This window comes from Amycolatopsis sp. 2-15, assembly GCF_030285625.1.
Taxonomy (GTDB): domain Bacteria; phylum Actinomycetota; class Actinomycetes; order Mycobacteriales; family Pseudonocardiaceae; genus Amycolatopsis; species Amycolatopsis carbonis.
The window spans coordinates 9,407,078-9,424,248 of the sequence record NZ_CP127294.1 but is presented as its reverse complement, the minus strand read 5'-3'; the positions used below and the strand labels follow the sequence as shown (position 1 = coordinate 9,424,248).

The window sequence follows — 17,171 nt, the reverse complement described above, 5'->3', positions numbered from 1 at the left end:
CCTGTGTCTTGCGGGACACCCGCACCCGGTCGGCGTCGCGATCGGGCGGGGCATGGTGTGCTCACGACGCCTCTCAAGCGTTGATCTCGACGTCCCCGACCGGGACGCTGATGCAGAGCTGGATCTCTTCGTCCTCTTCGCCGGAGACCTCACCGGTGCGGGCGTTGCGCACGCGCCCGGCGGTCTTCACCTGGGTGCAGGAGAAGCAGATGCCCATGCGGCACCCGTGCTCCGGCGACAGGCCGGCGTCTTCGGCCTGCTCCAGCAGCGGCTTGCCCGAGTTGGCGCATTCGCGGCCGCTGCGCGCGAACCGCACGGTCCCTTCGGCTGCCTCCGTGTCGAAGTTCAGCGGCGGTGCCGTGAACTCTTCGGTGTGCAGTCGTTCACCGAGTCCTTCGGCCTCGAACAGTTCGCGCACCGAGTCCATGAGCGGTTTCGGGCCGCAGACGAACGTCTCGGCGTCGCGGAACCACGGCGCGGCGTGGGCGAGGTGCTGCTTCGAGAAAAACCCGCTCAGGTCGCCGCCCCGGCCGTGGGTGTGCGCGTGGACCACCCGGAACCCGCGGTGGCGCTCGGCGAGCGCGGCCAGCTCGGTGCGGTAGAGCACGTCGTCGGCGGAGTTGGCGTAGTGCAGGAACACGACCTCGCCGCGGTGGCCTTCGACGACGAGCCGGCGCGCCATCGCGAGCACCGGCGTGATGCCGCTACCGCCGCTGACCAGCACGATCCGCTCCGGTCGCGGCGAGGGCAGCGTGAACTCCCCGTCCGCGGCGGAGAGCCCGAAGACGGTGCCGACGCGGGTGGTGGCGTGCAGGTGGCGCGACACCAGGCCGTGCGGGTCGGCCTTCACGGTGAACTCGAGGTCGCCGCTGCCCGGCCCGCACGGTGAGTAGCAGCGGGTGCGCCGGACGCCGTCGATCTCCGCGGTCAGGCGCACGTACTGCCCGGCCTCGAAGCCCCGCCACGCGCGGCTCGGCCGGACGGTGAACGTGACCGTGTCCGGCGTCTGGTGCCGGACGGCGACGACGCGGCCGCGGATCTCGCGGCGGACCAGCATCGGGTCGAGCAGTTCCAGGTAGCGGTCGGCGCCGTGCGGGGTGAGCAGGGCCTCGGCGAGCGAGGCGAGCCCGCGCAGGCGCTGCTGGAGCAGTGCTGTCATCACGCCCTCCGGATTTGAGTGCACATCTGTACACTCACTAGTGTGGGGGCACGGCCCAGGTGGCTGTCAACGCGGGAGCGAGGTGATGTGACGTGGACCATGCCGAAGGCGTCAGTACGCTGCCGGACGTGTCCGAAGCGGAGATGCCGGCGTCGGTGAGCCGGCAGGAGCGCAAGCAGCGCACCCGCCAGGCGCTGCTCGACGCGGCACTGGAGCTGCTCGCCGACCGCGGGTTCGGCAGCCTGTCCCTGCGCGAGGTCACCAAGCGCGCGGGCATCGTGCCCACCGCGTTCTACCGGCACTTCACCTCGATGGACGAGCTCGGCGTCGCACTGGTCGAGGAGACCACACGCACGTTGCGCGGGATGATCCGCACCGCGCGGACCGAGCCCGCGAGTCACCGCGGCATGATCGACGCGTCCGTGCGCACGCTGTATGAACACGTGCGCGCCCACGAGGACCACTTCCGCTTCGTCACGCGCGAGCGCTACGCCGGCACCGGCCCGGTGGCGCGCGCCATCGGCGTGGAGCTGCGGCTGTTCTCCAGCGACCTGGCGATCGACCTCGCCCGCTTCGACGACCTGCGCGAGTGGCCCACCGAAGACCTCCACGCCCTGGCCGATCTCATCGTCACGGCCATGCTCGCCACGGTCGTCGACCTGCTCGAGGTCCGCCACGGCGACCGCGAAGCCGACGAACGCACGTTGGCGCTGGCCCGCAAGCGCCTGCGGATGATCCTCGTCGGCGTGCCCCACTGGCGCCCGTCCGCCTAGCCGCGGGCCGGCGCCCAAGAGCTACGATTTCCTTGACCAGCCTGTTCTTCGGAGACGCCGGATCTTCGGCGGGCGAGGTCGTGGAGGAGCGCTGTGGACACCGGGTCGGACGTGCGTGCGGAGTTCAGCGACCCGGCGGAGAACCTGGCGTTCGACGAGGCGCTGCTGCGGGAAGGCCCGGCCGCGCCGGTGCTTTGGCTGTGGCGCAACCCGGTGAGCGTGGTCGTCGGCCGCGGGCAGAAGGTGGCGCGCGAGGTGCGCGTGGCCGAGTGCGAGCGCGACGGTGTGCCGGTGCTGCGCCGGGCCAGCGGTGGCGGCACGGTGTTCCACGATCCGGGCAACCTCAACGTCACGCTCGTGCTGCCTGGCCCCGCCGACCGGCCGCTGGAGATGCTCGGGCTGGTGATGTCGGCGGCCGTCGAGAAACTCGGCCTGCCGCCGCGGCTCGGTGAGCGCGGCCTGTTCGTGGGCGACGCAAAGCTGTGCGGGTTCGCGGTGTTCCGGACCAAGAACGGGCTGCTGGCGCACTCGACGCTGCTGATCGACACCGACGCCGCGCGCGTCGGCGCCTACCTCACCGGGCCGCCGCAGGACCCGAAGCCGCTCGACTCGCACCGCAGCGAGGTCGCGTCGCTGGCCGACCACGGCGTGCGCCCGCCGGAGGGCGAGGTGGAGTCCGTGGTGCGCGCCGCCGCCGCGGGGCTGCTCGGCCCGCTCGTGCCGAGGCCGCCGACGGACGCGGAGCTCGAGCGGCAGCGCGTGCTGCTGGACACGCGCTACCACTACGACGGCTGGCACGCCGACGGGAAACAGCGCCGGTGAGCGCTACTCGCTCGCGGAGAAGGTGACGGCGGGGATCTTCTTCACCGGACGTCGGGCCGGCTTCGGCTCAGTGGTCTTCACCACGGTTTTCGGCTCCGCGGCCGCGTTTTTCACCGGTTGAGTTTTCTTGGCCCGCGTGGTCTTCGGCGCCGGTTCGGCCGGGCGGGCCGGGGTCTTCGCCGCCGCGGTGCGCTTGGCGGGCTTGGCCTTCGCCGGAACTTCCTGTGGTTCCACGGCTTTCGCCCCCGCCACCATCCGCGGCCGCTGCTTGCGGCCACCCGTGCGGCGGCCGTTCGTCACGTACGGGTCGAAGATTTGCCGAAGTGCCGCGGCGTTGTGCACGGAGAGGTCGATCTCGTAGTCGAGCCCGTCGAGGCCGAAGCCCACCGTCTCGGCGGCGGGTTCGCCGGTGAGGTCGTCCAACACGTGGACGGCGGTGTTCTTGGCCATGCGAAAGCCCTCCGTGCTCGATCGTGGTCGTGCGTGCAATCGGCACGGCGACGACCCGGTCACCCGGTGTCGCCGATATCTTGCAGCTCGCGGCAGAGAGTATCGGCTGGCTTGCGTGAAGCCGCGCGGTGGTGTGCGCTGAACCCATGTCAGGACAGACTTTCGACGTCGTGGTGATCGGGGGCGGCCCGGTCGGTGAAGTGGCCGCGGAACGCGCCGCCATGGGCGGGTTCAAAGTGGCGCTCATCGAGCACGAGTTGTTCGGCGGTGAGTGCTCGTACTGGGCGTGCGTCCCGAGCAAGGCGTTGCTGCGCCCCGGGAACCTGCTCGCCGCGGCCAAGCGCATGCCAGGAGTGGTGGTCGGCGACGCGCTCGACCCGGCGCAGGTGCTCGCCCGACGGGACTCGTTCACCGGCCGCGGTGACCCGCAGGGGCAGGACCACGGCCAGGTGGACTGGGCGCGCGGGGTCGGCGTCGAGCCGATCCGCGGCCACGGGCGGATTTCCGGTGAACGGGAGGTGACGTTGTCCGACGGGCAGGTGCTCACCGCGCGCCACGGCGTGATCGTCTGCACCGGCAGTGTGCCGCTCACCCCGCCGATCCCCGGCCTCGACACGATCAAGCCGTGGGGCTCGCGTGACGCGACGTCCTCGTCGGCCGTGCCGGCGCGGCTCGGCGTGCTGGGCGGTGGCGTCGTCGGTGTGGAGATGGCGCAGGCGTGGGCGCGCCTGGGTGCGCAGGTGCACCTGATCATCACGGGCAAGCGCCCGCTGCCGCGGCTGCCGGAGTTCGCAGGCGACCTGGTGCTCGCGGGCCTGCGCGCCGACGGCGTGATCGTGCACACCGGCTCGGGCATCGACGAGGTGTCCGCTGTGGACGGCGGCGGCGCCTCGCTCAAGCTCACCGGCGGCGAGGACCTGGTGGTCGACGAGCTGCTGCTGGCCACGGGCCGCGTGCCGGCGACCGGCAGCGTCGGGCTCGAGGTCCTCGGCCTGCCCACGGAAGGCCCGCTCGAGGTCGACGAGAGCGGCCGCGTGTCCGCCGTGGACGGTGGCTGGCTCTACGCCGCGGGCGACGTCACGGGTCGCGCGCTGCTGACCCATCAGGGCAAATACGGTGCCCGCGTGGCCGGCGACAGCATCGCCGCGCGCGGGCGCGGCGAGGACATCTCCACCGCGCCGTGGAGCCGCTACAGCGCGACCGCCGACCACCATGCCGTGCCGCAGGTCATCTTCACCGACCCGGAGGTGGCGTGCGTCGGTCTCAGCGAGGCCCGCGAGGGCTCGGCCGACCGCGTCGTCGACATCGACATCGCGGTCGCCGGCTCGGCCCTGTTCGCCGACGGCTACACCGGCAAGGCCCGCATGGTCGTCGACACCGACCGCGGCGTGATCCTGGGCGTCACCTTCGCCGGCCAGGACGTCGCGGAAATGCTGCACTCCGCCACGATCGCCGTCGTGGGCGAAGTCCCCCTCGACCGCCTGTGGCACGCGGTCCCCGCGTTCCCGACCATCAGCGAGGTCTGGCTGCGGCTGTTGGAGGCATACGGCCTGTAGGAAGGTTTTGGCGGCGGCGGGTCCTCGGCTCTTGCCGGGGACCCGCTTTTTTTGCGGCGGCCGCGGGTTTCCGCAGCTCGGGTCCGGCAGGCGAACGCGATTGCCCAGCGGCGCCACGGTGTGTCGGCGCCCGGCTGTGCGATGGCGGTGCGTGCGGGGTTCGGTGTTGGGGCGGCAGGTTCGTTCAACGCGACGGCGCCGCGGGATTCATCGGCCTGGCGAGCTCCTGCGGCCGCGCGCGGTTGCGCGGCGGCGCCGTGGTGTGTCGGCGCCCGGCTGTGCGATGGCGCTGCGTGCGGGGTTCGGTGTTGGGGCGGCAGGTTCGTTCAACGCGACGGCGCCGCGGGATTCATCGGCCTGGCGTGCTCCTGCGGCCGCGCGCGGTTGCCCGGCGGCGCCGCGGTGTGTCGGCGCCCGGCTGTGCGATGGCGCTGCGTGCGGGGTTCGGTGTTGGGGCGGCAGGCTCGTTCAACGCGACGGCGCCGCGGGATTCATCGGCCTGGCGAGCTCCTGCGGCCGCGCGCGGTTGCCCGGCGGCGCCGCGGTGTGTCGGCGCCCGGCTGTGACGGCGCTGCCTGCAGGGCTCGGTGTTGGGGCGGCAGGCTCGTTCAACGCGACGATGCGGCCGGTTTCCGCAGCCCGTCGCGGTCAGGCGAGCGAGAGGGCGCCGCGAGCTTCGCGGACTTGCCTGCCGGCGGCCGCGGCGCGACTGCCCGGTGGCACCACGGTGTATCGGCGGTTCACCATCCGCTTGCGGCGGGGGCGGGGCTCGGCGGCGGGGCAGGACAGGTCTGGACCCGCGAGAGTGTCGCGGGTTTCCCTGGTCTGCCGTGCAGGGCCCGCAGCGCGCGGTTGCCCGGCGGGGTCGCGGTGTGTCGGCGCCCGGCTGTGCGATGGCCCTGCGTGCGGGGTTCGGGTGGTGGGTCGCTGGCACGGTCAACGCGACGGCGCCGCGGGCTTCAGCGGTCAGGCGGACGAGAAATGCCTGGCACATCGCGGTGTGCCAGGCATTTCTCGTCGGGGTTCGGTTGCGGTCAGGCGGGCATGGCGAGCGCGAGGGCGCCCTGGGCGGCGCGGCTGAGGCCGGGGTCGTCCGGAGTGGACGGACCGGACTGCCACACGACCTGCACCAGCCGCACGCCGGTGCCGTCGAGTTTGCTGGCGTAGGCGGCGCTGTCGAACTGCGGCGGTGGGCCCGGCCACTTGCCGGTCTCGGTGGCGACGTCGAGGATGCCGCCGCCGCCCGGGGTGTCGGCGACCTGTTTGAAGTGCGTGGCCTGGGCGGCGTCGGGGAACTGGACCACGGCCATCGTCACCGCGGCGGCGCGCCCGTCGACGAGGGCCGTGTAGCTGGCGCGGCTGACGGCGGAGCAGCTCGTCTGCTGCAGGCTGGCCTGCACGTCGCCGAACGCGTGCGACGCGCAGCGCTGGTCGGAACTGCTCGCCCGCGGTTCGAACGACAGGCTCGGCGCCGCGCTACCGGCCGGCGCACTGCTCACGGCCGCGGGCGGCGGCACCGGGCGTGCGCTCGAACTCGGCGCCGGGGCAGCCTCGCCGCCCCCACCGCCCCCGGTCGCCGCCACGACGATCGCCGTCACCAGCAAGATCGCCAGCAGCCCGATCGCGGCCACCGGCACCCACCGCACGGTCCGCGACTGCTCCTTCGCTCGCGGCGGCGCACCACCACCCGCGGGCACTCCCACCGACCCGGAAGCCGACGGAGCCGACGACGCCGACGACACGGCCCGCGGCGGAGTCGCTCCGGCCGCGGTCGCCGCAGCACCCTGCCGGGCCGCCGGCACGGGCGGCTTGCCACCCGGTCCGGCGTTGGGACCGGCTGTGGTGGGTTTGCTGCCTGGTCCGGCGTTGGGACCGGCTGTGGTGGGTTTGCTGCCTGGTCCGGCGCTGGCGCCGGCTGCGGTGGGATTGCCGCCAGGACCACCCGCGGGCTTTCCGCCAACAGCGGCAGGAGATTGCCCGGCCGGAGCGACAAGCGGAATACCACCAGCAGCGGCAGGAGGCGTTCCACCAGCGGCGACAGGCGGGTTTCCGGCAGGAGCGACAGACGGCTTTCCGCCGCGCGTGGCATTGGTGGTACCACTTGGCCTGCCGTTGCCATTCCCTGGCGCACCCGGCCTCGGCGCAGGCATCGCCCGCTGCCCGGCCGGCCGCTGCCCACTCTGCTTCGGCCCACCCTGGTTCGGCGACGTCATCTTCTCCGTCACCGCCGACTCCAGCGCACCACCCCGGCCACCGCCCGAAGTGGACGGACCGTCTTCCTGCGCACCGGGGAAGCTCGGCGCGGCAGTCGACTCGGTCGGCCCGTCGGCGAGGGGAATCGCCTGCTCAGACTCGGTGGCCGAGTCCGCGGCGGCCGGGGAAGCAGCCGCACCCGCCGTGCTGGGGAAGAGCGGGTTGCCCGGCGAAGCACCCGCACCCTCGGCACCGGGGAAGGTCGGTGCGGCGGTGGACTCCGTCGGGGCATCGGCGAGGTGAATCGCCTGGTCCTGCTCGGTGCCGTGGGCCTCCCCGACGGCCGGGGGAACGGCCGCCGGGAAAGGCACAGCGGCTGGGGAAGTGGCCGAAGTGGACGAACCCGGTGCCGCCGTCGACTCGGTGGGTGCCGTGGCGAGGTGGTCTTCCGGTTCGGGAGCAGCGGCCGGGGAAGTGGCCGAAGTGGACGAACCCGGGAAAGCCGGCGCTTCGGCCGGGACGCCCGCCAGGGAAGGCGCCGCGACGTGCGGCACCGGCCGGGTGGTCGGGATGACCGGAGGTGGCGGCGGCACCGACGTGATGCGGGCACGCTGCGCAGGCTTCGACACACCAGAAACCGGAGGAGCGACAGCAGCGGGAGCAGGCACAGGCACAGGAACCGGCGGATCATCCGTGTACCGGACGAACCCCTCACCCAGCAGCACCTCGTCCGACATCGCCGGCGCATCCGGAGCCAGCGCGCCGATCAGCGCCCGCGCCTGGTCCAGCGACCGCGGGCTCCGCGCCGTCGCCAGGGATACCGTCGCGGCCAGCATGGTGGTCGGCGTCGGGTGCAGCACGCGCACGGGCCCGGCGAGGTCCGCGGGTGGCTGGTCGACCGTCTCGACGTACGGACCCACCGCCACGATCGTGCCCACCGGGCCGGAACCCGGCGCCAGTTCGGCGATGCGGCGTTCGCACTCGGCCGAGAGGTCGAGGGCTTCCGTGGCGGGGTTGACGGCGTCGTCACCGTGGACCAGTGGCCAGCCGTCGGCCTTCCACGGGCCGCCGAGCGGCGCTTCGAGGCGCAGCGCGGGGTCGGGGAGGTCGACGCCGATCACGATGAGCACGCCCTTCGGCAGCACCACCACGGCCTCGACGGCGCGGTCGCCGCCGGCCGGGCGGGCGCCGATCAGCGCCACGCCACCGATCACGGTGCTGCCGCGGCCGAGGGAGGCCAGCGCCGCCCGCACATCCTCGGCGACGCGCGACGGCTGCTGCCCGAGGCGGACCAATCGCACCGAAACCCTCCTCACCTCGTCCGTTTCGCGGCCCACGCTAGCGTGCCGACCCCGCAGATCCGTGCTACACGCGGACGCGTCGGCGAGCCTCCCTCCTCAAGGGGGATTCCCGTGCGACTTGTGGTGTTCGTGTGGCCAAACGGCACGGTTGGGGTGCAGAATGTGCTACACAGTTCGGGAAGTGGCGCAGCAAGAGAAGTGACACAGCAAGAACGACACAGCGGGAAGTGATACGGAGCCCACCAGCCGAAGCGAAGCTCGAGAGGTCGTAGGGGAAGACGTCCCTCGTCGAGCAAGCGGAGGTCAGCAGTGAGCACCCGTGGCAACACCCGAGGTGTGGTGTACGTCCACTCGTCGCCGTCTGCGGTGTGTCCGCACGTCGAGTGGGCTATTTCGGGCACCCTCGGAGCCCGAGTCGAGCTGAAGTGGACGGCGCAGCCCGCCAGTCCCGGACAGTTGCGTGCCGAGTGCGGCTGGCGCGCGCCTTCCGGTACCGCGGGCAAGCTGGCCTCGGCGCTCAAGGCGTGGCCGATGCTGCGCTTCGAGGTCACCGAGGAACCCAGCGCCGGCGTCGACGGCGAACGGTTCTGTTTCGCGCCCGGACTAGGCCTGTGGCACGGCCGTACCAGCGCCAACGGCGACATCGTGGTGGGCGAGGACCAGCTGCGCGCCCTCGTGAGCATGACCCGTGGCGGCGAGTCACTGGCGCACAAACTGGACGAGCTGCTCGCGGCGAGCTGGGACGAGGCGCTCGAACCCTACCGCCACGCCGGCGACGGCGCTCCCGTCACGTGGCTGCACCAGGTCGGGTGACACCCGTGGGCGGGTGGGTACCCTCTCGGGGGTGACCGCTCGTCCGCCCGCGCCCGCTCGCCAGCGGTGGCTGGTACCCGTCCTCGTCGTGGTGTTGTCGATCACCGTCGGCGGCGGCCTGCTCGCGCGCGAGCTGTACCGCCGCCCAGTCGTCGACGCCGCCGACCCCATCGCCCTCACGACGCCGACACCGGTGGACAAGGACGACCAGCCCGGCCCCGGTGACGTCAAGGTCACCGAGGACGGCGCCCGGCACCCCGACTACGACGCCGTGCGCGCCGTGCTGCAGGACTACTTCGACGGTATCAACCACCACGATTACGACCAATGGGCGCGCTCGGTCAGCAAGGCGCGCATCGCGGAGAACCCCCGCACGACGTGGACCAATGACTACCGGTCCACGAAGGACGGCAGCATCCTGCTGTACCGCATCGAACCCGGCGCCGGCACGTCGCTGCGGGTGCTCGTGGGCTTCACCAGCACGCAGTCGTCCCACGAGGCACCGGAAGGGCTCAAGGAGGGCTGCATCCGCTGGCGCCTGGTGCTGCCGATGATCTTCGAAGGCGGCGGGTACAAGATCGACACCGTCACCGCCGGGACCCTGCCCGAACAGGAGAAGTGCTGAACCTGCCCGCCCGGACAACGAATCAGGGCCCCTCCCACGCCGGGAGGGGCCCTGATTCGTTGCGGTGGAACCGATCAGGCGGCCGGCGTGAACAGCAGGGCGGTGTTGTGCCCGCCGAAGCCGAACGAGTTGCTGAGCGCCGCGGTGAGCTCGACCTTGCGGTTCTCGCCCGACACCACGTCGAGCTGCACCTTCGGGTCGGGATCGGTGAGGTTCAGCGTGGCGGGCACCACGCCTTCGTAGAGCGCGAGGATCGTGGCGATGCCCTCGACCGCGCCGGCACCGCCGACGAGGTGGCCGAGCGCGCCCTTCGGAGCGGTGACCACGGCGTGGTCGCCCACGGCCTTGCGGATCGCCGCCGCCTCGCCGATGTCACCGACCACAGTGGACGTTGCGTGCGCGTTGACGTGACCGATGTCCGCCGGGGACAGGCCGGCCATGCTCATGGCCGCCCGCATCGCCGCGATCTGCCCGATGCCTTCCGGGTGGTTGCCCGTGATGTGGTAGGCGTCGGACGTGATGCCGTAGCCGGCGAGCGTCGCGTAGATCCGCGCGCCGCGCTCCTTGGCGAGGTCGGCCCGCTCCAGCACGACCACCCCGGCGCCTTCGCCGAGCACGAAGCCGTCGCGGCCGGCGTCGAACGGCCGAGACGCGGCCGCCGGGTCGTCGTTGCGGGTCGACACCGTGCGCGCCTGGGCGAAGCCCGCGAGGGTGATCGGGTGGATGCACGCCTCGGTCCCGCCGGCGACCACGACGTCGGCCCGGCCGGACCGGATCATCTCGTAGCCGGTGGCGATGCCCTCGGCGCCGGAGGCGCAGGCCGAAGCGGGGGAGTGGACCCCCGCCCGCGCCTTGAGGTCGATGCTCACGTGTGCCGCCGGCCCGTTGGGCATCAGCATCGGCACGGTGAGCGGCGACACCTTGCGGAGCCCCTGCTGGTGCAACAGGTCGTTCTGGCTCAGCAGCGTCATCGGGCCACCGACACCGGTGCCGATCGACACGCCGAGGCGTTCCGGCTCGACGTCGGTGTGCTCGTCGGTCTGCTCGGCGAACCCCGCGTCGGCCCAGGCCTGGCGGGCGGCGATGATCGCCACCTGCTCGCACCGGTCCAGCCGGCGGGCCTGGACCCGCGGCAGGACCTCGGACGGATCGACGGCCAGCGTCGCCCCGATCTTCACGGGCAGGCCGAGCTCCTCGACCCAGTCCGCGGTCAGCGGGCGGATGCCGCTGCGGCCGGACAGCAGGCCGTCCCAGGTGGACGCGACGTCCCCGCCGAGGGGCGTGGTCGCCCCCATACCGGTGATCACGACGTCGATGTTGCTCATGGGAGTCTCCCCAAGGTGTCGGCTCCGGACCGGGGAGCATCCCCGGCCCGGGTACGAAGAGGACTTACTTCGAGTTGGCGGACACGTAGTTCACCGCGTCGCCGACGGTCTTCAGGTTGGCGAGCTCGTCGTCCGGGATCTTGACGCCGAACTTGTCCTCGGCCTGCACGGCGATCTCGACCATCGACAGCGAGTCGATGTCCAGGTCGTCCACGAACGACTTCTCGGCGGTGACGTCGTCCTGAGCCACACCGGCCACCTCTTCGACGATCTCGGCGAGGCCGGCGAGGATCTCAGCGTTGTCAGCCATTGGAGTTGTTCCCTTCTCGGTTCTTCTACAGGTCCACCTCGCGGGCACAGCGCCCGCGAGGGAAGTATCCATCAGGGGCAGACGAAGGCCTGTCCGGCATACGAGAGCCCGGCGCCGAAACCGATCGCCAGCACGACGTCACCCGGCTTCGCGGTGCCCGCCTTGCGCATGTGGTCCAGTGCCAAGGGAATCGACGCCGACGAGGTGTTGCCGGAGTACTTGATGTCGTCGGCCACGACCATGTCCTCGCGCGCGCCGGCGGCGCGCAGCTTCTTCGCGATCGATTCGACGATGCGCAGGTTGGCCTGGTGCGGGATCAGCACGTCCACATCGGACGGCTGAAGTCCCGCGGCTTCCAGCGCGCGCATCGCGATCGGCGCGATCTTCGTGGTCGCCCAGCGGAAGACCGACTGGCCCTCCTGGTAGATCCACTTCTCGTCGCGCATGGAGATCAGGTCCACGAGGTCACCCGCGCTGCCCCACACGACCGGGCCGATGCCCGGCTCGTCGGAGCCGCCGACCACCGCGGCGCCCGCGCCGTCGGCGAAGATGATCGCGTTGGCGCGGTCGGTCGGGTCCACCACGTCGGTGAGCTTCTCGGCGCCGATCACGAGCACCTTCTTCGCGGAGCCGGCGCGGATCAGGTCCGAGGCCACGCCGAGGCCGTAGCAGAAGCCGGCGCACGCGGCGTTGAGGTCGAAGGCGCCGGGGCTCGGGATGCCGATCCGCGCCGCCACCTGCGCGGCGGCGTTCGGGATCTGCGAGGGCATCGTGCAGTTCGGCAGGATGACCGTGTCCACTTCGGACGGATCGACGCCCGCGTCGGCCAGCGCGGCTTGACCCGCGGCGACGGCGAAGTCGACGAGTAGCTCGTCCTTGTTCCCGAAGCGGCGCTCGATGATGCCCACGCGCTCGCGGATCCACTGGTCGTTGGTGTCCATGAGTTCGGACAGGTCGTCGTTGGTCACGACGCGCTCGGGCTGGTGGCTGCCGACGCCGAGGATGCGGGTGCTGCTGGGGCCCGCGGTCAGGCGCAGGCTGGGACGGTCGGTCACTGGGCGTCCTCCTCGCGCAGCTTCGCCAGCTCGGCCGGCGTCTTCAGCGCGGTGGTTGTGGTGACGACACCCTTGAGCTGCCGCTTGACCAGGCCGGTCAGCGTGCCCGCGGGCGCGAGTTCGACGGTGCTGTTCACGCCGAGCGACACGAGGCCGTCCATCGTGAGGTCCCAGCGCACGGGCCGGGTGACCTGCGCGATGAGCCGGCGCAGGTACTCGGTGCCGCTGGTGACCACGGTGCCGTCGGCGTTCGACAGCAGCGGGCGCGTGGGGTCGGCCGGGGTGAGGCCGGCGGCGTGCTCGCGAAGGGCGTCTTCCGCCGGCGCCATGTACGGCGTGTGGAAGGCTCCCGCGACCTTGAGCGCACGGATCTTCGTGCCCTCCAGGGGTTCGGCGACGATCCGCTCGATGGCGTCGGCCGGGCCCGAGGCGACGATCTGGCCGGCGCCGTTGCGGTTGGCCGCGGTCAGGCCCTGACCTTCGAGCCACGCGACGACCTGCTCGGGGTCACCGAGCATCACGGCCGCCATCGACGTCGGCTCCAGCGCGCAGGCCTTGGCCATCTCGGCGCCGCGCACCGCGGCCAGCGCCACGGCGTCGGCCGGGGTCAGCACCCCGGCGATCGCGGCGGCGGCGAGCTCGCCCACGGAGTGGCCGGCCACCGGTGCGTCGTCGGCCACCGGTGCCACCTGCTGCAGGCGCTCGAACGAGAGCAGCGAGAGCGTGACGATCAGCGGCTGCGTGACCGCGGTGTCCTGGATCTCCTCGGCGTCGCCTTCCGTGCCGAGGCGGACGAGGTCGAGCCCGGCGCGGGCGGACCACTCCTCGACGCGCGCGCGTGCGCCGTCGGTCTCGAGCCACGGGGAAAGCATGCCGGGGGCCTGTGAGCCCTGGCCGGGGGAGAGGACTGCTGCTGTCACGTCGTCTATGACACCACGGGCGGGGGTGCGCACCCAGATGCGGGCGGTCACCAAGTCCGTGCGGGGTTATTGGAGGAAACCTCCAAAGACCCGCGAGAGAACCTTGCCCTTAACCCAGATGCCTTGTGGGATTCAACCATCGCTTGTCGTGAAGTCTGTCACGGGACCGGTGTCGCACGCCGGCGCGTCACGCCGCGTCACCGCTGAGTCTGCCGCGAGCGTCACCACAGGCCGCGGCCACGGGCGAGCCGGCCGACGGTGAGCGCGGCCCGGAGCACGAACGCGTCACGCGGTTCGGTGGGGTTGCGGCCGGTGAGCTCGGCCGCTTTGCGCAGCCGGTACCGCACGGTATTGGGGTGCACGAACAACGTCTGCGCGCAGCGTTCGAGCACGCCGCCGCTTTCGAGGTAGGTCTCCACCGTGCGCTGCAACGCGGGGCCCGCCTCCTCCAGTGGCCGCGCCACGAGCTCCACCAGCAGGCGCTCGGCCTCGGGATCACCTGAGAGCGCGCGCTCGGGCAGCAGGTCGTCGGAGCGGACGGGCCGCGGCGCGCCCGGCCAGCCGACCACCGCGCGCAGGCCCGAAAGCGCTTCGGCCGCGCTGTGGTGCGCCTCGGCGAGCGACGGCACGGTCGGGCCGGCGACCACGGGACCGTCGGCGAACACCGCGGACATCCGCGAGAGCGTTTCGCGTTCCTTCACGCCGCCTTCGGTCGGGCCGCCGATCACGATCACCAGCCGTGAGCCCTGCACCGACAGCAGCACGGGCCGGCCGACGCGCGCGGCGCGGCTGCGGACCTCGAACACGACCGTCGGCGGGTCCTCCGAAGGCGGGTTGCCCACGATCACGGTCGCCGCCGACGCGGGGTCCCAGCCGAGCGCGGCCGCGCGCGAGAGCACGGCCTCTTCGGCGTCGCCGCGCACGATGCCGTCGACGACCAGCGCCTCCAGCCGCGCGTCCCACGCGCCGCGCGCCTCGGCCGCCGCCGCGTAGGAGTTGGCCGCGGCGAACGCGATCTCCCTGCCGTAGCGCAGGATTCCCTCGATCAGGGCCGCGCGCTCGGCCTCGCTCGCGGCGAACTCCGGCAGCTGTTCCTCGAACTGCTCGATCGCGAGCCGCACCATGCTCACGGCCTGGCGCAGGCTGATGTAGCGCGACAGCTCGGCCGGCGCGTCGCGGAACGCCTCGGTGGTGAGCTTGAGCGCTTCCTTCGAGTCGCGCAGCCAGTCGACGAACCCCGCCGCGCCCGCCTGCGTGATCAGCAGCACGCTGGCGCGCTGGTCGGCGGGCAGCCGCCCGAACCACACCAGCCGGCGTTCCATCACTGCGACGCTCGCGCTCGCGAGCCGCCCCGAGGCGTGGTCGAGCGAGCGCAGCGTCTTCGCCGACAGCCCGTGGTGCTTCGGGACTCGGCGCCCCGTCGTCTCTGCCATTCGTTCCGATCCTCCGCTGGAATCCTAGTTGGACATTCGATCGGCAACTTTCGGCCGCGGACACGCAACCCGGGGCGCTAGGCACCGTCAAGCGGGATCTCTACGATCCGTAACCGGTGATGTACGTCACCAAATCCGACAACAAGGGGGAAAGGGCCGATGCCAGAGCCCGGACTGGAGATCGACGCGGTCTCCAAACGCTACGGCACCGTCGTGGCACTGGAGAAGATGACTTTCGACGTGCGGCCCGGCGAGCTGTTCGGCTTCGTCGGCAGCAACGGCGCGGGCAAGACCACCACGATGCGCATCGCGCTCGGGGTGCTGAGCGCGGACGCGGGCGAAGTCCGCTTCGCGGGTTCGCCGATCACGCACGAAACCCGGCGGCACATCGGGTACATGCCGGAAGAGCGTGGTTTGTACCCGAAGATGAAGGTGGGTGAGCAGCTGACGTACCTCGCGCGGCTGCACGGGATGTCGGCGGCCGACGCGAAGGCGTCGACCGAGCGCTGGACCGAACGCCTCGGCGTGGCCGCGCGCCGAGGCGACGAGGTGGAGAAGCTCAGCCTCGGCAACCAGCAGCGTGTGCAGCTCGCGGCCGCCCTGGTGCACGAGCCCCGCATCCTCGTGCTGGACGAGCCGTTCTCTGGCCTGGACCCGGTCGCGGTCGACGTGATGAGCAAGGTGCTCAAGGAGAAGGCGGCCGACGGTGTGCCGGTGGTGTTCTCGAGCCACCAGCTCGATCTGGTGGAGCGCCTCTGCGACCGCATCGGGATCGTCCGGAGTGGACGGATGGAGGCGATGGGCACCGTCTCGCAGCTGCGGGCCGGCGGCACCGTGCGGCTGCTCGTCGACGCGCCGCAGGCGGCCGAGGGCTGGGCGGCGAACCTGCCCGGTGTCACGGTGCTGGGCCGCGACGGTTCGGTGACCGAGCTCGAGCTGGCCGACGGTGCCGACGACCAGGTCGTGCTGCGCGCGGCGCTGGCGACCGGGCCGGTGCGCGAGTTCGCGCGGAAGCTCCCGTCGCTGACCGACCTGTTCCGGACCGCCGTCACCGAGCACCACCACGAGGAGGCGGCGGCATGAGCACCCCCGACGTCCGCATGAGCCCGCTGTCCGGAGTCGGCCTGGTCGCCTCGCGCGAGATCAGCACGCGGCTGAAGTCCAAGGCCTACCGGATCAGCACGCTCGTGCTGCTGATCCTCATCGTGGCCGCGGTCGTGGTGCTGAAGCTGGTCGGCGGCAGCAGCGGTCCCGATTCGACCGTCGGCTACGTGCCGGCCGCGGCACCGCTGTCGGCGCCGCTCGCGGCGATCGGGAAGTCGGTGGGGCAGGACATCGCCACGCAGCCCGTCGCCGACGAGCAGGCCGGGATCGCGAAGCTGAAGGACGGCTCGATCGACGCGCTGCTGGCCCAGGGCGCGGACCGGGTGCACGTGCAGGTCGAGAAGGACCTCGACGGCAACCTCAAGAACGTGCTCACCGTGCTCGCGGGCCGCGTCGCGCAGAACTCGGAGATCCTCGCGCAGAACGGTGATCCGGCGAAGGTGGATGCCGCCGTCGCGAGTGCGAGCATCGACGAGCTGCCGCCACTGGAGAAGCCGTACGACTACGACGGCCAGCAGCTCGTGCTCGGCATCATCGCGGGCATCCTCATCTACATGTCGCTCCTGCTCAACGGCCAGAGCGTGGCGCAGGGCGTGGTCGAGGAGAAGACGTCGCGCGTGGTCGAGCTGCTGCTGTCCACCATCAAGCCGTGGCAGCTGATGGCGGGCAAGGTGCTCGGCATCGGCACGGTCGGGTTGATCCAGATGCTCGTGATCGGGATCGTCGGGATCGCCGCCGGCCTGGGGACGGGGGTGCTCACCATCTCGGCGTCCGCGGCCATCGGCACCGTCGTCTGGCTGGTCGTCTGGTACTTGCTCGGGTTCTTCATGTATTCGATCGTGTTCGCCGCGCTCGGCGCGCTCGTGTCGCGGCAGGAGGACGTGAGCGGTGCCGTGTCGCCGGCGTTGATGCTGGTGATCGCCGGGTACGTCGTGGGCATCTCGGTGCTGCCCTCGGACCCGTCGAACAAGTTCGCCGAGGTCCTTTCCGTGATCCCGGTCTTCGCGCCGACGCTGATGCCGATGCGGCTGGCCATGGGCGGGGTGCCCGTGTGGGAAGCCGTGGTGTCGGTGGGACTCGTGGTGCTGCTGATTCCGCTTTTGATCTGGCTGGCCGCGCGGATCTACCGCAACGCCGTGATGCGCACCGGGGCGAAGGTGAAACTGCGCGACGCGCTCCGCGCGGCCTGAGTGTCCGTTCGGTGAACGCGTGTCGTCGCCCTGTGAAACCGAAGGACGCCGAAACCTCGAAGGGCGCTGAAAGCCCCGAAGGATCCGGCGAAACCTGAAGCGTATTCGCAGGGCGACGACACGAACACCCGCTGAATACGCC

General features: G+C 71.8%; 15 protein-coding genes. 7 read left to right on the top strand and 8 right to left on the bottom strand.

Annotated elements, in window-relative coordinates; translation table 11 throughout:
* Positions 1-73 precede the first annotated feature (73 nt).
* A complete protein-coding gene (locus QRX50_RS46440) occupies positions 74-1,159 on the bottom strand; it encodes a ferredoxin reductase (RefSeq protein WP_285969405.1) in 1,086 nt (361 codons plus the stop codon).
* 143 nt (positions 1,160-1,302) lie between these two features.
* Between QRX50_RS46440 and QRX50_RS46435 the strand changes: the two genes are divergently transcribed.
* Positions 1,303-1,932, top strand: coding sequence for a TetR family transcriptional regulator (locus QRX50_RS46435; RefSeq protein WP_285974743.1), 630 nt, complete (start codon positions 1,303-1,305; stop codon positions 1,930-1,932).
* Between the two features lie 93 nt (positions 1,933-2,025).
* Positions 2,026-2,754 carry a lipoate--protein ligase family protein gene (locus tag QRX50_RS46430; RefSeq protein WP_285969404.1) on the top strand — a complete coding sequence of 243 codons (729 nt, stop codon included), beginning with the start codon at positions 2,026-2,028 and terminating at the stop codon, positions 2,752-2,754.
* A 3-nt stretch (positions 2,755-2,757) separates the two neighbouring features.
* Here QRX50_RS46430 and QRX50_RS46425 read toward each other — a convergent pair whose 3' ends face one another.
* Positions 2,758-3,204, bottom strand: a complete 447-nt coding sequence (locus tag QRX50_RS46425; protein ID WP_285969403.1) for a histone-like nucleoid-structuring protein Lsr2 — start codon at positions 3,202-3,204, stop codon at positions 2,758-2,760.
* A gap of 146 nt (positions 3,205-3,350) precedes the next feature.
* Between QRX50_RS46425 and QRX50_RS46420 the strand changes: the two genes are divergently transcribed.
* A complete protein-coding gene (locus tag QRX50_RS46420; protein ID WP_285969402.1) occupies positions 3,351-4,760 on the top strand; it encodes a dihydrolipoyl dehydrogenase family protein in 1,410 nt (469 codons plus the stop codon).
* A 1,034-nt stretch (positions 4,761-5,794) separates the two neighbouring features.
* On the opposite strand, the gene QRX50_RS46415 is transcribed toward QRX50_RS46420, so the two are convergent.
* Entirely contained in the window at positions 5,795-8,254 is a 2,460-nt protein-coding gene (locus tag QRX50_RS46415) for a hypothetical protein (protein ID WP_285969401.1), read from the bottom strand.
* A 309-nt stretch (positions 8,255-8,563) separates the two neighbouring features.
* Here QRX50_RS46415 and QRX50_RS46410 point away from each other — a divergent pair, with 309 nt between their 5' ends.
* Positions 8,564-9,067, top strand: coding sequence for a DUF3145 domain-containing protein (locus QRX50_RS46410; protein WP_285969400.1), 504 nt, complete (start codon positions 8,564-8,566; stop codon positions 9,065-9,067).
* 31 nt (positions 9,068-9,098) lie between these two features.
* Entirely contained in the window at positions 9,099-9,692 is a 594-nt protein-coding gene (locus QRX50_RS46405; RefSeq protein ID WP_285969399.1) for a hypothetical protein, read from the top strand.
* Positions 9,693-9,766: 74 nt separating this feature from the next.
* Here QRX50_RS46405 and QRX50_RS46400 read toward each other — a convergent pair whose 3' ends face one another.
* The 5 genes from QRX50_RS46400 to QRX50_RS46380 all read right to left on the bottom strand — a co-directional run bounded on the left by QRX50_RS46400 (position 9,767) and on the right by QRX50_RS46380 (position 14,735).
* Positions 9,767-11,017 carry a beta-ketoacyl-[acyl-carrier-protein] synthase family protein gene (locus tag QRX50_RS46400; RefSeq protein WP_285969398.1) on the bottom strand — a complete coding sequence of 417 codons (1,251 nt, stop codon included), beginning with the start codon at positions 11,015-11,017 and terminating at the stop codon, positions 9,767-9,769.
* A gap of 64 nt (positions 11,018-11,081) precedes the next feature.
* Positions 11,082-11,327: an acyl carrier protein gene (locus QRX50_RS46395; RefSeq protein ID WP_004559006.1), complete on the bottom strand. Its 246-nt coding sequence runs from the start codon at positions 11,325-11,327 to the stop codon at positions 11,082-11,084.
* A 71-nt stretch (positions 11,328-11,398) separates the two neighbouring features.
* The gene (locus QRX50_RS46390; RefSeq protein ID WP_285969397.1) at positions 11,399-12,382 is read right to left on the bottom strand and encodes a beta-ketoacyl-ACP synthase III; all 984 of its coding nucleotides are present in this window, start codon (positions 12,380-12,382) and stop codon (positions 11,399-11,401) included.
* Complete coding sequence (locus QRX50_RS46385; RefSeq protein WP_285974742.1) at positions 12,379-13,254, bottom strand: ACP S-malonyltransferase; 876 nt, start codon at positions 13,252-13,254, stop codon at positions 12,379-12,381. Before QRX50_RS46385 ends, QRX50_RS46390 begins: the two co-directional genes overlap by 4 nt.
* Positions 13,255-13,523: 269 nt before the next feature.
* Positions 13,524-14,735 carry a PucR family transcriptional regulator gene (locus QRX50_RS46380; protein ID WP_285969396.1) on the bottom strand — a complete coding sequence of 404 codons (1,212 nt, stop codon included), beginning with the start codon at positions 14,733-14,735 and terminating at the stop codon, positions 13,524-13,526.
* A gap of 159 nt (positions 14,736-14,894) precedes the next feature.
* Here QRX50_RS46380 and QRX50_RS46375 point away from each other — a divergent pair, with 159 nt between their 5' ends.
* Both QRX50_RS46375 and QRX50_RS46370 read left to right on the top strand, forming a co-directional pair.
* Positions 14,895-15,818, top strand: coding sequence for an ABC transporter ATP-binding protein (locus QRX50_RS46375; protein WP_285969395.1), 924 nt, complete (start codon positions 14,895-14,897; stop codon positions 15,816-15,818).
* Positions 15,815-17,029, top strand: coding sequence for an ABC transporter permease (locus QRX50_RS46370; protein WP_285969394.1), 1,215 nt, complete (start codon positions 15,815-15,817; stop codon positions 17,027-17,029). Before QRX50_RS46375 ends, QRX50_RS46370 begins: the two co-directional genes overlap by 4 nt.
* Positions 17,030-17,171: the final 142 nt, after the last annotated feature.